This is a genomic window from Micromonospora sp. WMMD1076 (genome assembly GCF_029581475.1).
Lineage (GTDB): Bacteria > Actinomycetota > Actinomycetes > Mycobacteriales > Micromonosporaceae > Micromonospora > Micromonospora aurantiaca.
The window spans coordinates 3,143,171-3,157,500 of the sequence record NZ_CP120862.1; the positions used below are offsets into that span (position 1 = coordinate 3,143,171).

General features: G+C 73.5%; 14 protein-coding genes (1 of these 14 cut by a window edge). 5 read left to right on the forward strand and 9 right to left on the reverse strand.

The genetic code is table 11. From position 1 onward, the window contains the following. Window positions 1–107: 107 nt before the first annotated feature. A complete protein-coding gene (locus O7622_RS15155) occupies window positions 108–578 on the forward strand; it encodes a cyclic nucleotide-binding domain-containing protein (RefSeq protein WP_282313938.1) in 471 nt (156 codons plus the stop codon). A 53-nt stretch (window positions 579–631) separates the two neighbouring features. Here the strand turns inward: O7622_RS15155 and pflA are convergent, their stop codons facing one another. The 5 genes from pflA to ppdK all read right to left on the reverse strand — a co-directional run bounded on the left by pflA (window position 632) and on the right by ppdK (window position 8,019). After that, the gene (gene pflA, locus O7622_RS15160) at window positions 632–1,426 is read right to left on the reverse strand and encodes a pyruvate formate-lyase-activating protein (protein ID WP_282313939.1); all 795 of its coding nucleotides are present in this window, start codon (window positions 1,424–1,426) and stop codon (window positions 632–634) included. Further along, a complete protein-coding gene (gene pflB, locus O7622_RS15165) occupies window positions 1,423–3,666 on the reverse strand; it encodes a formate C-acetyltransferase (RefSeq protein ID WP_282313940.1) in 2,244 nt (747 codons plus the stop codon). The genes pflA and pflB overlap by 4 nt, the downstream gene beginning before the upstream one ends. A 66-nt stretch (window positions 3,667–3,732) precedes the next feature. After that, on the reverse strand, window positions 3,733–4,743 hold the full coding sequence (locus O7622_RS15170; RefSeq protein WP_282313941.1) for a zinc-dependent alcohol dehydrogenase: 1,011 nt from the start codon (window positions 4,741–4,743) through the stop codon (window positions 3,733–3,735). Between the two features lie 159 nt (window positions 4,744–4,902). Continuing rightward, window positions 4,903–5,346, reverse strand: a complete 444-nt coding sequence (locus O7622_RS15175) for a hypothetical protein (RefSeq protein WP_282313942.1) — start codon at window positions 5,344–5,346, stop codon at window positions 4,903–4,905. Between the two features lie 12 nt (window positions 5,347–5,358). Next, complete coding sequence (ppdK, locus tag O7622_RS15180) at window positions 5,359–8,019, reverse strand: pyruvate, phosphate dikinase (protein WP_282313943.1); 2,661 nt, start codon at window positions 8,017–8,019, stop codon at window positions 5,359–5,361. 133 nt (window positions 8,020–8,152) lie between these two features. Here ppdK and O7622_RS15185 point away from each other — a divergent pair, with 133 nt between their 5' ends. From O7622_RS15185 to O7622_RS15195, 3 genes are all read left to right on the forward strand, one after another. Beyond that, window positions 8,153–8,656 (forward strand): GNAT family N-acetyltransferase, encoded by a 504-nt coding sequence (locus O7622_RS15185; protein WP_282313944.1) that lies wholly within the window; start codon window positions 8,153–8,155, stop codon window positions 8,654–8,656. 10 nt (window positions 8,657–8,666) lie between these two features. Further along, entirely contained in the window at window positions 8,667–9,293 is a 627-nt protein-coding gene (locus O7622_RS15190) for a hypothetical protein (protein WP_282313945.1), read from the forward strand. Window positions 9,294–9,438: 145 nt separating this feature from the next. Beyond that, complete coding sequence (locus O7622_RS15195) at window positions 9,439–10,818, forward strand: hemolysin family protein (protein WP_282313946.1); 1,380 nt, start codon at window positions 9,439–9,441, stop codon at window positions 10,816–10,818. A gap of 71 nt (window positions 10,819–10,889) precedes the next feature. On the opposite strand, the gene O7622_RS15200 is transcribed toward O7622_RS15195, so the two are convergent. From O7622_RS15200 to O7622_RS15215, 4 genes are all read right to left on the reverse strand, one after another. Beyond that, entirely contained in the window at window positions 10,890–11,207 is a 318-nt protein-coding gene (locus O7622_RS15200) for a PRC-barrel domain containing protein (RefSeq protein ID WP_282313947.1), read from the reverse strand. Next, entirely contained in the window at window positions 11,194–11,574 is a 381-nt protein-coding gene (locus tag O7622_RS15205; RefSeq protein WP_282313948.1) for a hypothetical protein, read from the reverse strand. Before O7622_RS15205 ends, O7622_RS15200 begins: the two co-directional genes overlap by 14 nt. After that, window positions 11,571–12,797: a divalent metal cation transporter gene (locus O7622_RS15210; RefSeq protein WP_282313949.1), complete on the reverse strand. Its 1,227-nt coding sequence runs from the start codon at window positions 12,795–12,797 to the stop codon at window positions 11,571–11,573. The genes O7622_RS15205 and O7622_RS15210 overlap by 4 nt, the downstream gene beginning before the upstream one ends. 86 nt (window positions 12,798–12,883) lie before the next feature. After that, window positions 12,884–13,267: a PaaI family thioesterase gene (locus O7622_RS15215; RefSeq protein WP_282314148.1), complete on the reverse strand. Its 384-nt coding sequence runs from the start codon at window positions 13,265–13,267 to the stop codon at window positions 12,884–12,886. Between the two features lie 107 nt (window positions 13,268–13,374). Between O7622_RS15215 and tyrS the strand changes: the two genes are divergently transcribed. Continuing rightward, a protein-coding gene (tyrS, locus tag O7622_RS15220; RefSeq protein WP_282314149.1) for a tyrosine--tRNA ligase crosses the window boundary here: on the forward strand, window positions 13,375–14,330 show its 5' portion. Its footprint extends 328 nt past the window's final position; the window shows 956 of its 1,284 coding nt (coding positions 1–956); the start codon lies at window positions 13,375–13,377; its stop codon lies off the right edge, out of view.

Sequence of the window (14,330 nt, forward strand, 5' to 3'; positions counted from 1 at the left end):
CAGAGTCGATCCGCCCGGCACGGCCGGGACCAACGGCCCCTACCGGCCGGGGCGGTGGCGAGGTGGAATGGAACCAGTGCTCTCCTCCTGTCGACCCTGGAGGCGCGATGACCCCGCTGGAGATGCTCCGCGTCCACCCCTTCCTGGCCGGGCTGCCCGACGAGTGGCTACCCCGGCTCACCGGTTACGCCCGCCCGGTGGTCTGGCATCCCGGGCACCGGCTGTTCCGCGCCGATCAGCAGGCCGACCGGTTCTGGCTGGTCCGCGGCGGCCAGGTGGCGCTCGACTTCCCGGTGCCGGGCCGCGGTGACGTGAGCATCGAGACGATCGGGCCCGGCGGCGTGCTCGGCTGGTCCTGGCTGTTCCCGCCGTACCGCTGGCAGTTCGGTGCGGTCGCCACCCAGCGCAGCACCGCCGTCGAACTCGACGCCGACGGGGTACGCCGGCTGATGGAGTCCGACGACACGCTCGGCCGTCAGCTCACCACCCGGTTCATGAGCGTGGTGGTGGACCGGCTCCAGGCGTCCCGGGTCCGGCTGCTCGACCTGTACGGCTACCCGACGGCCGCCGCCAGCTGAACCGGCGGAGTGAGCCCACATGCCCCGATCCTCGTGGCGTGACGGCGGGCCGGTCAGGTGACGGTGAGGCCGCGGGCGGCGAACTGGCCGCGTACCCGGGCCAGCAGGTCGGCATCAGGCGGCTCGGTGTCCGCCAGCGGGAACGTCAGCCCCAGCTCGGCGTACTTGTGCGCGCCGAGCCGGTGGAACGGCAGCACCTCGACGCGTTGCACAGTCGCCAGCCCGGCGGCCACGTCGGCCACCAGCTCCACCTCGTCGACCGCGTCGGTCAGGCCGGGCACCAGCACGTACCGGATCCAGATGGGCGTACCCCGGTCGGCGAGCCGTTGCGCGAAGCGCAGCGTCGGCGCGAGCCGGCCGGTGCCGGTGACCCGGCGGTACGTCTGCGGGTTGCCCGCCTTGACGTCGAGCAGCACCAGGTCGGTGGCGTCCAGCAGCGCGTCGTCGGCGCGGACGCCGAGGAAACCGGAGGTGTCCAGCGCGGTGTGCAGGCCGAGGTCGTGGCAGCGGCGCAGCAACTCGCGAGTGAACGCCGGTTGCAGCAGCGGCTCCCCGCCGCTGACGGTGACACCGCCGCCGGCGACCTGGATGAACCTGCGGTACCGGGTGGCGAGCGTGACCATCTCGTCCACCGTGCGGCGGCGGCCGCTGCGGCCGTACCAGGTGTCCGGGCTGTGGCAGTAGCGGCAGCGCAGCGGGCAGCCGGCCAGGAAGACCACGAACCGGGTGCCCGGCCCGTCCACCCCGACCGAGGTGTCCCACGAGTGCACCGCGCCCGTGACCGCCTCGGCGGCACGGCCCGGCGCCGCCGCGGTGACCTGCGGCGGCGCGGGCGGGCGGCCGGTCACAGCGACCCGTGGAAGGTCCGCGACACCACGTCGCGCTGCTGTTCCGGCGTGAGCCGGACGAAGTTCACCGCGTACCCGGAGACCCGGACGGTGAGCTGCGGGTACCGCTCCGGGTGCGCCATCGCGTCCAGCAGCGTGGCGCGGTCCAGCACGTTGACGTTGAGGTGGAACCCGCCGGCGTCGGCGTAGCCGTCGAGCACCCCGGCCAGGTTCGCGATCCGCTCGTCGCGGGTGTGGCCTAGGCCGTCCGGCGTGACAGTGCCGGTCAGCGAGATGCCGTCGCGGGCCGCGTCGTACGGCAGCTTGGCCACCGACAGCGCCGACGCGACCAGGCCGTGCGTGTCCCGACCGTTCATCGGGTTCGCCCCCGGCGCGAACGGCTCACCGGCGCGCCGCCCGTCCGGCGTGTTGCCGGTGTGCTTGCCGTACACCACGTTCGAGGTGATGGTCAGCACCGACATGGTCAGCTCCGCGTCGCGGTACGTGCGCTGCCGGCGCAGCTTCTCCGCGAACGTCTCGACCAGCCACACCGCGATCTCGTCGGCCCGGTCGTCGTCGTTGCCGTACGTCGGGAACTCGCCCTCGACAGCGAAGTCGACGGCCAGGCCGGTGGCGTCGCGCAGCACCTTCACCCGGCCGTACCGGATGGCCGACAGGCTGTCCACGGCGACCGACAGGCCGGCGATGCCGGTGGCCATGAACCGGCGCACCGGGTGGTCGTGCAAGGCCATCTCCAGCCGCTCGTACGCGTACCTGTCGTGCTGGTGGTGGATCACGTTCAGCGCGTCCACGTACGTCTGCGCCAGCCAGTCCAGCGTCCGGTCGTACGCGGCCAGCACCTCGTCGTAGTCGAGCGTCTCGCCGCCGACAGGCGCGGCCGGCGGGGCCACCTGCGTGCCGGTCAGCTCGTCCCGGCCGCCGTTGATCGCGTACAGCAGCGCCTTGGCCAGGTTCGCCCGCGCGCCGAAGAACTGCATGTCCCGGCCGACCCGCATGGCCGACACGCAGCAGGCGATCGCGGTGTCGTCGTCGTACGCCGGACGGATCAGCTCGTCGTTCTCGTACTGGATGGCGCTGGTGTCCAGCGACACCTGGGCGCAGAACCGCTTGAACCCCTCGGGCAGCCGCGGCGACCAGAGCACTGTCAGGTTCGGCTCCGGGGCCGGGCCGAGGTCGTAGAGCGTCTGCAGGTAGCGGAACGTGGTGCGGGTGACCAGCGGCCGTCCGTCCGCGCCCATCCCGCCGAGCGACTCGGTGACCCAGGTCGGGTCGCCGGAGAAGAGCTGGTCGTACTCGGGGGTGCGCAGGAAGCGGATGATCCGCAGCTTGATCACGAAGTCGTCGATCAGCTCCTGCGCGCCGCTCTCGTCCAGCCGCCCCTCGGCGATGTCCCGCCGCAGGTACGCGTCGAGGAACCCGGCGGTGCGCCCGAGCGACATGGCGGCGCCGTTCTGCTCCTTCGTGGCGGCCAGGTAGGCGAAGTAGAGCCACTGGATCGCCTGCGCGCCGGTGACGGCCGGGCGGGAGATGTCGAAGCCGTACGAGGCGGCCATCTCCCTCAGCTCACCGAGCGCGCGGATCTGCTCGGCCAGTTCCTCCCGGTCGCGGATCACGTCGTCGGTGCTGCGCCGGTCGTCGAGCGCCGCCTTGAGCGCCCGGCGCTCCTCGACCAGCCGGTCCACGCCGTACAGCGCCACCCGGCGGTAGTCGCCGATGATCCGCCCGCGCCCGTACGCGTCGGGCAGCCCGGTGATGACGTGCGAGCGCCGCGCCGCGAGCACGTTCGCCGGGTACGCGTCGAAGACGGCGTCGTTGTGGGTGCGGCGGTACCGGGTGAAGATCTCGTGCACCAGCGGGTCCGGCTCGCGCCCGTACGCGCGCAGCGCCGTCTCCACCATCCGCAGCCCGCCGGCCGGCATGATCGCCCGCCGCAGCGGCGCGTCGGTCTGCAACCCGACGATCAGCTCCCGCTCCCGGTCGATGTACCCGGGTGCGTGCGAGGTGATCGTCGACGGGGTGGCCGCGTCGACGTCGTACACGCCGCGCCGCCGCTCCTCCGGGAACATCTCCCGCAGCCGGTCCCACACGGCGAGCGTGCGCGGCGTCGGCCCGGTGAGGAACGACGCGTCCCCGGTGTACGGCTCGTGGTTGAGCCGGACGAAGCCGGCCACGTCGATCGTCTCCTGCCACGCTCCGGCGTGGAACCCGCGCCAGGGGGCCAGGGGTTCGGTGGCGGTCATGTCGGTCCCTCTCCGGGCGTCGGCGGTGGCCCGGTCCCCGCCGGGTGCGGGGACCGGGGGCGGGGGTCAGGGCTGGAGCACGAGCCGGGCGGCGACCCGGCCGGCGAGGACGTCGTCCACCGCGTCGTTGATGTCGTCCAGCTTGCGGGTCTCGTAGACGACCCGGGTCCGGCCGGCGGCGTGCAGCGCGAAGACCTCGGCCAGGTCGGCGCGGGTGCCGACGATCGAGCCGAGCACCGTGATGCCCTTGAGCACCGTCTCGAAGACGGGCAGGGTGATCGCGTTGTCGGCGGGCAGCGACACCAGCACCAGCCGGCCGCCGCGGCGCAGCGAGCGGTGCGCCTGCTCGATCACCCGGGGGCTCGCGGCCAGCACGATCGCCACGTCCACGCCGCCCAGCGCGATGATCCGCTCGACCGGGTCGGTGGTGGCGGCGTCGACCGTGTGCGCCGCGCCCAGCGACGTGGCCAGCTCCAGCTTCTCGGCGGTCACGTCCACCGCTACCGTCTCGGCGCCGAAGATCTGCGCGTACTGCTGGGCGAGGTGACCCAGGCCGCCGATGCCGAAGATCGCGACCCGCTCGCCCGGCCGTACCCCGGCGACCTTGACGGCCTTGTACGTGGTGACGCCCGCGCAGGTCAGCGGCGCGGCCTCGAACGGGTCCACGCCGTCGGGCACGCGTACTGCGTACCGGGCGGCGGCGACCGCGTACTCGGCGTGCGCGCCGTCGATGCTGTAGCCGGTGTTGAGCTGCGACTCGCACAGCGTCTCCCAGCCGGTCACGCAGTACGCGCAGGTGCCGCAGGCCCAGCCGAGCCAGGGCAGCGCGACCCGGTCGCCGACGGCGTGCTCGGTGACGCCGGGGCCGACCTTCTCGACCAGGCCGACGCCCTCGTGTCCGGGCACGAACGGCGGGGTGGGCTTCACCGGCCATTCGCCGCGGGCGGCGTGGATGTCGGTGTGGCAGAGTCCGCTGGCTTCGATGCGGACCAGGATCTCGCCCGGGCCGGCCTCCGGCACGGGACGCTCGGTGATCTCCATCGGACGGTCGAACGCGGTGACGACACTGGCGCGCATCGGGGGCCTCCCTCTCTCGTTCTCCCCCTCAGCGTCGTCCACCCGGGAGCGTCCGGGCAGGGGCGCAGGACCGCGGTGACCCGGGACCAACGGCCCCTCCGAGGCCGCAACGGCGGTACGGCCGCCGGTGACGTACCGGCGGCCGTACCCCTGGGGTGCTCAGCGGTCGACGACCAGGCGGCGGGCCCGCAGCAGGCGCGCCCACCAGGGCCTGTGGTCCGGGCGCAGCCGCGGCGCCGGCACGCCGCGCAGGCTGACCCATCCACCCGGACCCATGGTGACGGTGCCGACCGACGGCGGGCGGCGCCGCGACCACACCGCCACGGCGGCGGTGAGCGCGGCCACCGCGAACGCGCCGGTGGCGGCGGCGACCAACTGGTCGGGTTCGACCACCCGCCGGTAGCGGACCCGGCCGCCGGCCGCGACGAACACGCCGACCGGGCGGCCGTCGCGGTTCACCGGCACCAGCGCGGTGTCCCCGGGCAGCTCCAGCACCGGGCCGACCGGACCGGCCGGGGTGGGGGCGGGCGCCGCGGCCTGCGGCGGCGCGGGCCGGGGGAGCGGCGTGACAGCCGGCCCGGTCGGGTTGAAGATGGCGGTCATGGTGCTGCCCTCCTAGCGGGAATCGGACTTCTCGGTGCCGGCCTCGACAGCGGCCCGGCCGGCGGCCAGCCGCGCCACCGGCACCCGGTACGGCGAGCAGGAGACGTAGTCGAGCCCGGCCGCGGCAAAGAACCCGATCGACTCCGGGTCGCCGCCGTGCTCACCGCAGACCCCGACGGTCAGGTCCGGACGGGCCGCCCGCCCCTCGGCGACGGCGAGGCGGACCAGCCGGCCCACACCGGTGGCGTCGATGCTCTCGAACGGCGACACCGGGAAGATCCCCCGTTCCAGGTACGTGGAGAAGAACGCCCCCTCCACGTCGTCCCGGGAGAACGCCCAGGTCATCTGCGTCAGGTCGTTGGTGCCGAAGGAGAAGAAGTGCGCCTCGGCGGCGATGTCCCCGGCGGTCAGCGCCGCCCGGGGCGTCTCGATCATGGTGCCGACCGGGATGTCCGGCGCGTCCGGCACCTCGGCCAGCACCCGCCGTGCCTCGTCCGCCACCGCGGCGAGTTCCCGCACGTCACCGACCAGCGGCACCATGATCTCCGGGCGCGGGTCACCGCCGGCCCGGACCCGCTGCGCGGCCGCCTCGGCCAGCGCCCGCACCTGCATCGCGAACAGGCCCGGCACCACCAGCCCGAGCCGTACGCCCCGCAGCCCCAGCATCGGGTTCGTCTCGTGCATCCGGGACACCGCCGCGAGCAGCACGCCGTCGTGGCCCGGTTCCTCGCCGCGCGCCTGCGCGCCCGCCACCCGGGCGGTCAGCTCGGCGAGCGGAGGCAGGAACTCGTGCAGCGGCGGATCGAGCAGCCGGACGGTGACCGGCAGCCCGTCCATCGCGGTGAGCAGTCCGAGGAAGTCGGCCCGTTGCAACGGCAGCAACTCGTCCAGCGCCGCGCCGACCTCGGCCGGGCCGTCGGCCAGGATCAGCCGCTCCACCAGCTCCCGGCGCTCGCCGAGGAACATGTGCTCGGTGCGGCACAGCCCGATCCCGGCGGCGCCCAGCTCGCGGGCCCGGCGGGCGTCGTCCGGGGTGTCCGCGTTGGCGCGTACGCCGAGCGTGCGCACCGCGTCGGCGTGGCCGAGCAGCCGGTGCACGGCGGCGATCAGCGGGTCGGCCTCCGGCCGCAGCTCACCGGTCAGGTACCGGGCCACCGGGGACGGCTGCACCGGCACCTCGCCGAGCCAGATCCGCCCGCTGGTGCCGTCGATCGAGATCAGGTCGCCGGCGCGCACCACCTGCCCGCCCACTGTGAACTCGCCGCGCTCGACGTCGATGCCCAGCGCCTCGGCGCCGCAGACGCAGGTTCGGCCCATGCCCCGTGCCACCACGGCGGCGTGCGAGGTCTTCCCGCCGCGCGAGGTGAGCACCCCGGCCGCGGCGATCATGCCGGGCAGGTCGTCCGGGTTGGTCTCCGGCCGGACCAGGATCACCGGTCCGTCGGCCGCCGCCGCGGCGGCGGAGTCGAACACCACCCGCCCGACCGCGGCGCCGGGCGAGGCGCCGACGCCGGCCGCGAGCGGCTCGGGCGCGCCGGCGGCGTCGAAGGCCGGGAACATCAGCTGGGCGAGCTGCCCCCCGCTGACCCGGGTCAGCGCCTCGTCGGCCGTGATCAGGCCCTCCTCGGCCAGCTGCGCGGCGATCACGAACGCCGCCGCCGCGGTGCGCTTGCCGACCCGGGTCTGCAGCATCCACAGCCGGCCGCGCTCGATGGTGAACTCGACGTCGCACAGATCGCGGTAGTGCCGCTCCAGCGTCGCCATGATCTCCCGCAGCCGGTGAAAACTCGCCGGGTCCAGCTCCGCCAGCTCGGTCAGCGGCACCGTGTTGCGGATGCCCGCCACCACGTCCTCGCCCTGCGCGTCGGTCAGGTAGTCGCCGTACACGCCGGGGGCGCCGGTGGCCGGGTCACGGGTGAACGCCACACCGGTGCCGGAGTCCGGGCCGAGGTTGCCGAACACCATCGCCATCACGTTGACGGCGGTGCCCAGGTCGTCCGGGATGCGCTCCTGCCGCCGGTAGATCCGGGCCCGCTCCGAGTGCCAGGACTCGAACACCGCGCGCACGGCCAGGAACAGCTGCTCGTGCGGGGCCTGCGGGAAGTCGTGCCCGACGTGCCGGGTGAAGATCTTCTTGTACGTCTCGACCAGGTCGCGCAACTGGGCGGCGCCCGGCCCGTCCGGCCCGGCGGTGGCCCGCAGCGCGGCCAGCTCGTGCTCGAACTCCTCGGCCGGGATCCCGTGCACGGTGCGGCCGAACATCTGGATCAGCCGCCGGTACGAGTCCCAGGCGAACCGCTCGTCGCCGGTGCGGGCGGCCAGCCCGGCCACTGTGGTGTCGTTGAGCCCGATGTCGAGGATCGTCTCCATCATCCCCGGCATCGAGTACCGCCCGCCGGAGCGCACCGCCAGCAGCAGCGGGTCACCCGGGTCGCCCAGCCACCGGTCCAGCCGCGCCTCGACCTCCCGCAGATGCGCGTTGATCTCCTCGTACAGGCCGTCCGGCGGCGCGCCGGTGGCCAGGTACGCTCGGCACGCGTCGGTGGTGACTGTGAACCCGGGCGGCACCGGCAACCCGAGCCGGGTCATCTCGGCGAGGTTCGCGCCCTTGCCGCCGAGCAGGCCGGCCCGGCTGCGGTCACCCTCGATGAAGTCGTAGACGTACTTCGACATGGTCCGGCCTCCTCGGCTGCGTCGTTCCACCTCCTTGGTAACCGGGCCGGGCGGCGGCGCGGCAGGGCCGGACGGGACACACACCGGGCCGGAGGTCCCGACCGTGTCGGTGGGTGCCCGTATCGTTCCGGCCGTGACCAACGAGGTGCTGCTCCGCTCGGTGCGCGACGACGACCTGCCCGCCTTCTTCGCCCACGAGCAGGACCCGCAGGCGAACTGGATGGCCGCGTTCGGCCCGAAGGACCCGTCCGACCGGGCCGCGTTCGACGCGCACTGGGCGCGCATCCGCGCCGACGATCGGATCGTGAACCGCGCCGTCGTCGTCGGCGGCCGGCTGGTCGGGCGGGTGGCCGCGTTCCCGGTCGGCGAGCAGACCGAGGTCAGCTACTGGATCGGCACGGCGCACTGGGGGCGCGGCCACGCCACCGCCGCGCTGCGCGCGCTGCTGCGCGAGGTGCCGCACCGGCCGCTGCACGCCCGCGCCGCCAAGGACAACGCCGCCTCGCTCGCGGTGCTGCGCAAGTGCGGCTTCGTCGTGGTCGGCGAGGACTCCGGATACGCCGCGGGCCGCGGCAGCGAGGTCGAGGAGTACGTGCTGGAGCTGCCCGCCGAGGGGCCTGACCAGGCAGACCGCTAGTCTCCCCGGGGTGAACTGGCTGGAACTCGTCGGCTGGGCCGGCTCCGCGCTGCTGGTCTGGTCCCTGCTGCAGACCCGGATTCTGCGGCTGCGCGCGCTCAACCTGGTCGGCTGCCTCATCCTGATCGGCTACAACACCGCGGTGCAGGTCTGGCCGATGGTCGGGCTGAACGTGGTGCTCGCCGTGATCAACGTCTGGTACCTGCGCAAGCTGCTGGCCACCCGGCACGACGAGCAGACCTACCAGGTGGTCGAGGTGGGCACCGGCGACGCGTTCCTGGCGCACACGCTGCGGGTGCACGCCGCCGACATCGCCCGGTTCAACCCGGGCTTCCGCTGGGATCCGGCCGCTTCCGACCGCTCGGCATTCCTCGTGGTACGCGCCGACGAGGTGGTCGGCGTGATGCTCTCGCACGCCGAACCGGGCGGGGTGGCCCAGATCGACCTGGACTACGTGACCCCGCCGTTCCGCGACTTCACGCCGGGGGAGTTCGTCTACCGGCGCAGCCGGCTGTTCACCGACCGGGGCTTCCGCCGGGTGGTCAGCCCGCCCGGCATGGTCGCCCCCTACTACCACCGGCTCGGGTTCCGCCCCGAGGGCGGCGCGTACGTGCTCGACCTGCCCGTACCGGCCTGAACCCGGCTCCGGCGGGCTACGCCGGGGCCGGCCATGATTCAGCGGCGGGCCCGCTGGGCAACAGAGGGGCCACGCCGACCGGATCTGCCGGCCGGCGGGTCGGCCATCGGCCGACCCGGATCGGGCCGAGGGGAGATAACCGGTCGTGCAGAGCTACTGGAGCCAGCTTGCCCTGGTCGGTGTGCTGGTGATCCTCAACGCGGTGTTCGCCGGCAGCGAGATGGCACTGGTGTCCCTGCGCGACAGCCAGGTGCAGCGGCTGGAGCGCAGCAGCCGCGGCGGCCGGACCCTCGCCCGTCTCGCGAAGGACCCGAACCGGTTCCTAGCCACGATCCAGATCGGCATCACGCTCGCCGGGTTCCTGGCCTCCGCCGCCGCCGCGGTGTCACTGGCCCGGCCGCTCGTCCCGCTGTTGAGCGTCTTCGGCAACGCCGCCGAGACCGCCGCCATCGTCGCGGTCACATTGGTGCTCACGTTCGTCACGCTCGTCTTCGGTGAGCTGGCCCCCAAGCGGATCGCCATGCAGTCGGCCGAGCGGTGGGCGCTGCTGGTGGCCCGTCCGCTGGACGTGCTGTCCAGCATCACCCGGCCCGCCGTCTGGCTGCTGGGCGCGACCACCGACCTGGTGGTACGCCTGTTCGGCCTGGACCCGAAGGCCGAGCCGGACGAGATCGGCCCGGACGAGCTGCGTGACATCGTGGCCGGCAACCACGGCTTCACCAAGGAACAGCGCACGATCATCGCCGGTGCCGTGGAGATCGCCGACCGGCAGTTGCGGGCGGTGCTCGTACCTCGGTTGCAGGTCTTCACGCTCGACAGCGGCACCACCGCGGAGGCCGCGCGGCTCGTCCTGGCGGCGACCGGCCACTCCCGGGCGCCGGTGGTCCGCCACGGCGGCCTGGACGAGGCGGTGGGCGTGATCCACCTGCGGGACCTGGTCGGCGTCTCCGACGACCGGCCGGTCGACGAGATCGCCCGCCCGCCGATGCTGCTGCCCGACTCGCTTCCGGTGGTCGACGCGCTGCGCCAGTTCAAGGCCGAACGCCAGCACATCGCGCTCGTGGTCGACGAGCGCGGCGCTGTCGACGGGATCGTGACGCTGGAGGACATCCTCGAGGAGATCGTCGGCGAGATCTACGACGAGACCGACCGGGACCTGCGCTCCGTGCGCACCGAGCCCGACGGCACGCTGGTGCTGCCCGGCACGTTCCCGGTGCACGACCTGACCGACCTCGGCGTGGAGCTGCCGAACCGGCCCGCGGGCGACTACACCACAGTCGCCGGGCTGGTGCTGATCTGCCTCGGGCACATCCCGACGGTGGCGGGGGAGCAGGTGACCGTGGACGGCTGGGAGCTGGCGGTGGCCGGCGTCGACCAGCGGGCCATCACCGAGGTGCACGTCCGCCGCCGCGGCCGCGGCGAGCACTCGGCGGACGACGACGCGGCGACCGGCAGCCCGGGCGACGACGCGGCCGACGCGGCGGACGCGGCGGGCGCCCCCGAACTCGACGACGCCCGCCGCTGACCGGCGCCGGGCGGTCGCTCCACCGGTGCCCGGACTGCCGGGCGCCCCGCAGCCCGGCGTCCGGCGCAGGCTCAGCGGCGCCCGGCCGGCGGGCCGAACGGGAAACCGGGCACCGGCGGAAGCAACTGCACCGCGTCGGCGGGCAGCTGGCGGGTGCTCCGCCCGACCGACCGGGCGATCACCCGCAGCATCCACGGCCCGGACGGGTGCAGCTCGGGGCCGATCAGCCGGCTGATCACCCGGGTCCACCAGTGCCCGGCGACGATCACGTCGGTGATCCGCAGCCGGTCCGGCGGCCACCCGCCGCGCACCACCACGTCCACCACCCGGCCCAGCCGCCGCCCGCGCAGGTCGTACGCGGTGCGGCCGAGCAGCTCACCCGCTCGCACGACCGGACCCCGGGATGCGCTCGATCAGGTGCCGGCGCAGCCACGCCTCCACCGGTGACGGCGGCAGGTCCGTCGCCGGGCAGCGCAGCCGCACCGCGCTGTCCACCCGGGCGACCTGGGACAGCGGTACGCGTAACGGCGGCACCGGCGGGTCGTCGGTGAACCGGTCCGCCACCGCCACCAGCAGCCGCCCGGCCCGCCCGCCGATCCGCTCGCCGAGCGCTCCCTGCCCGGTGAGCAGGCTGTCCACGTACGGGTAGCCCTCGTCGTCGACGGCGAACGCGATGTCGTCGACGCGCCCGACCAGCAATCCGTCCACGTCGACGATCTGCCGGTCGAGCAGCCGCCTGGCGAGCTGAACCCTCATGGCCCCATTCCCGTCATGATCGCCAGTGGGATCGCCGCCACCGAGGCCGCGACGATGAGCAGCAGGAACACCGCGCCGAGCAGGTTCATCCATCGCCCGTTGACCCGGTCGCCGAGATACCCGCGGTCGTTGGCCACGACCAGGATCGGCAGGTACGTCAGCGGCAGCACCACCGCGCTCAGCACCAGCATGTACTCGGTCAGCCGTACCGGGTCCACAGTCGTCATCAGCATCACCACACCGAGCAGCAGACCGACGAGCAGCACGCTGTGGAACCGGGCCGCCTCCCGGGGCCGGACCCGCTTGCCCCACTGCCACCCGAAGTACTGCGCCGCCGCGTACGCCGCCGACAGCCCGGTCTCCAGCGCCGCGCCGAACGTCACCGCGAAGAACGCCAGCACCGCGGCGGCCAGGCCGGCGCCGCCGAGCGCCGTCGCCACCGGCCGCGCCACCTCGTCGAGCGTACTGAGCGAGGCCTCGGACGGGTGATAGGCCACAGTCGCCACGGCGACCAGCGACAACGCCAGGAACCCGCCCACCGGGAAACCGATCAGCACGTTCGAGCGGGCCCGCGCCAGGTCCGCCGCGCTCCACCGCTCCTCGACGCCGCCGGAGGAGAAGAAGAACACCTCGTACGGGCTCACAGTCGAGGCGAACAACGCCACAGCCACGAACCAGTACAGCGGCCAGCCGTGCCCGGACGCGCTGACCTGCCACACGCCCTGCCCGAGTGCCGGCCAGTCGGTCGGCAGCGCCACCAGCGCGACGGCGAACACCAGCAGCGCCAGCCCGGCCAGGCCGAAGATCCGCTCCATCAGCTCGAACCGCAGCCGCCACAGCACCAGCCAGACGGCCAGCGCCGCGAGCGGCACCCAGAACAGGTGGCTCAGCCGGGTCGCCAGTTGCAGCGCCAGCGCCACCCCACCCAGCTCCGCGGCGAGCGTGACCACAGTGACCAGCCACGACGCGACCAGGTTGAGCAGCGCCACCCGCGGCCCGAGACGCTCCCGGACCAGGTCGAACACCGCCCGGCCGCTCACCGCCGCGATCCGGCCGGCCATCTCCGCGTACGCGCAGATGCCGACCACCCCGGCCAGCAGCACCCAGGTGTGGGCCATGCCGAACAGCGCGCCGGCCTGGCTGGCCGCCACCAGGTCACCGATGTCGACGAAGCCGCCGACCGCCGACAGCACGCCGAGCGTGGCGGCGAACAGCTTCCTCACGTCGGGTCGGGAGCGGATGTCCTCACCGAGGCGACGATATCGGCGTCAGTGCCCCTTTTCGGGCTGAATCGAGCAGCCCGCGGATGTCAGGCGGCGGTGAGGTTCTGCAGCCGTACCTGACCGCGCGCCACCAGCCGGCCGTCGGCGTCGGTGATCTCCACGAGCCACAACTGCTGGCTGCGGCCCCGGTGCACAGGCGTGCCGACAGCGGTCAGCTCGCCGTCGCGCACCGCGCGCAGGAAGTCGGTCTGGTTCGACACCCCGACCACGTTGCCCTTGTCGCCCAGCCACAGCGCGCCGCCGATGCTGGCAGCCGTCTCCACCACCGAGCAGTAGACGCCGCCGTGCTGGATCCCGTACGGCTGGTGCAGCTCCGGGCGCACCTTCCAGCGGAGCACCACCCGGTCCCCGCTGACCTCGTCGAACGTCAGGCCCAGCAGGGCCACGAAGCCACCGGTCAGGTTCGGCATGTCCACCGCGGTTCCTCCTCGCGTTCGACGGCGCCGCCAGCCTAGTCGGCCGCACCTCGGCAAACCCGGTACGGGCCGGGCCCGGGAATGGGGGAGAATCGGTGACCGTGACCGACAGCAACCTCCCGCAGGGGCGGGACTCCCTGACCGACGACCTGCTGTGGCGGGGCCTGATCCAGGACTCGACCGGCCTCGACGAACTGCGCGAGCTGCTCGACGGCGGGAGCACCACCTTCTACGTGGGCTTCGACCCCACCGCGCCGAGCCTGCACATCGGCAACCTGATGCAGGTCGTCATGGCCCGCCGGCTCCAGCAGGCCGGGCACCGTCCGCTGCTGCTCGTCGGTGGCGCCACCGGGCAGATCGGCGACCCGAAGGAGAGCGCGGAGCGGACGCTGAACCCGCCCGAGGTGATCGCCGGCTGGGTCGAGCGCATCCGCGAGCAGCTCTCGCCGTTCGTCACGTACTCCGGGGAGAACGCGGCGCAACTGGTCAACAACCTGGACTGGACCGGCGAGATGTCGGTGGTGGAGTTCCTCCGGGACGTCGGCAAGCACTTCCCGGTGAACAAGATGCTCGCCCGCGAGGTGGTCAAGGCGCGGCTGGAGACGGGCATCAGCTACACCGAGTTCAGCTACCAGCTTCTCCAGGCCAACGACTACTTCGAGCTGCACCGCCGGCACGGCTGCCGGCTCCAGTACGGCGGTTCCGACCAGTGGGGCAACATCACCGCCGGGGTGGACTACATCCGGCGGCGCGGCGCCGGGCCGGTGGAGGCGTTCACCACGCCGCTGGTGACCAAGGCCGACGGCACCAAGTTCGGCAAGAGCGAGACCGGCACGGTCTGGCTCGACCCGCAGATGACCAGCCCGTACGCGTTCTACCAGTTCTGGGTCAACGCCGACGACCGGGACGTCAGCCGCTACCTGCGGTACTTCAGCTTCCGCTCCCGTGCGGAGCTGGACGAGCTGGAGAAGGCGACAGCGGAACGCCCGCAGGTGCGCCTGGCCCAGCGGGCGCTGGCCGAGGAACTGACCACGCTGGTGCACGGCGAGCGGGAGAT

Coding starts and splice junctions, on each gene's coding strand:
- O7622_RS15175 (WP_282313942.1), bottom strand. CDS start 5,346: ATGACCGCCATCTTCAACCCGACCGGGCCGGCTGTCACGCCGCTCCCC.
- O7622_RS15155 (WP_282313938.1), top strand. CDS start 108: ATGACCCCGCTGGAGATGCTCCGCGTCCACCCCTTCCTGGCCGGGCTG.
- pflB (WP_282313940.1), bottom strand. CDS start 3,666: ATGACCGCCACCGAACCCCTGGCCCCCTGGCGCGGGTTCCACGCCGGA.
- O7622_RS15170 (WP_282313941.1), bottom strand. CDS start 4,743: ATGCGCGCCAGTGTCGTCACCGCGTTCGACCGTCCGATGGAGATCACC.
- O7622_RS15205 (WP_282313948.1), bottom strand. CDS start 11,574: ATGAGGGTTCAGCTCGCCAGGCGGCTGCTCGACCGGCAGATCGTCGAC.
- O7622_RS15215 (WP_282314148.1), bottom strand. CDS start 13,267: ATGCCGAACCTGACCGGTGGCTTCGTGGCCCTGCTGGGCCTGACGTTC.
- ppdK (WP_282313943.1), bottom strand. CDS start 8,019: ATGTCGAAGTACGTCTACGACTTCATCGAGGGTGACCGCAGCCGGGCC.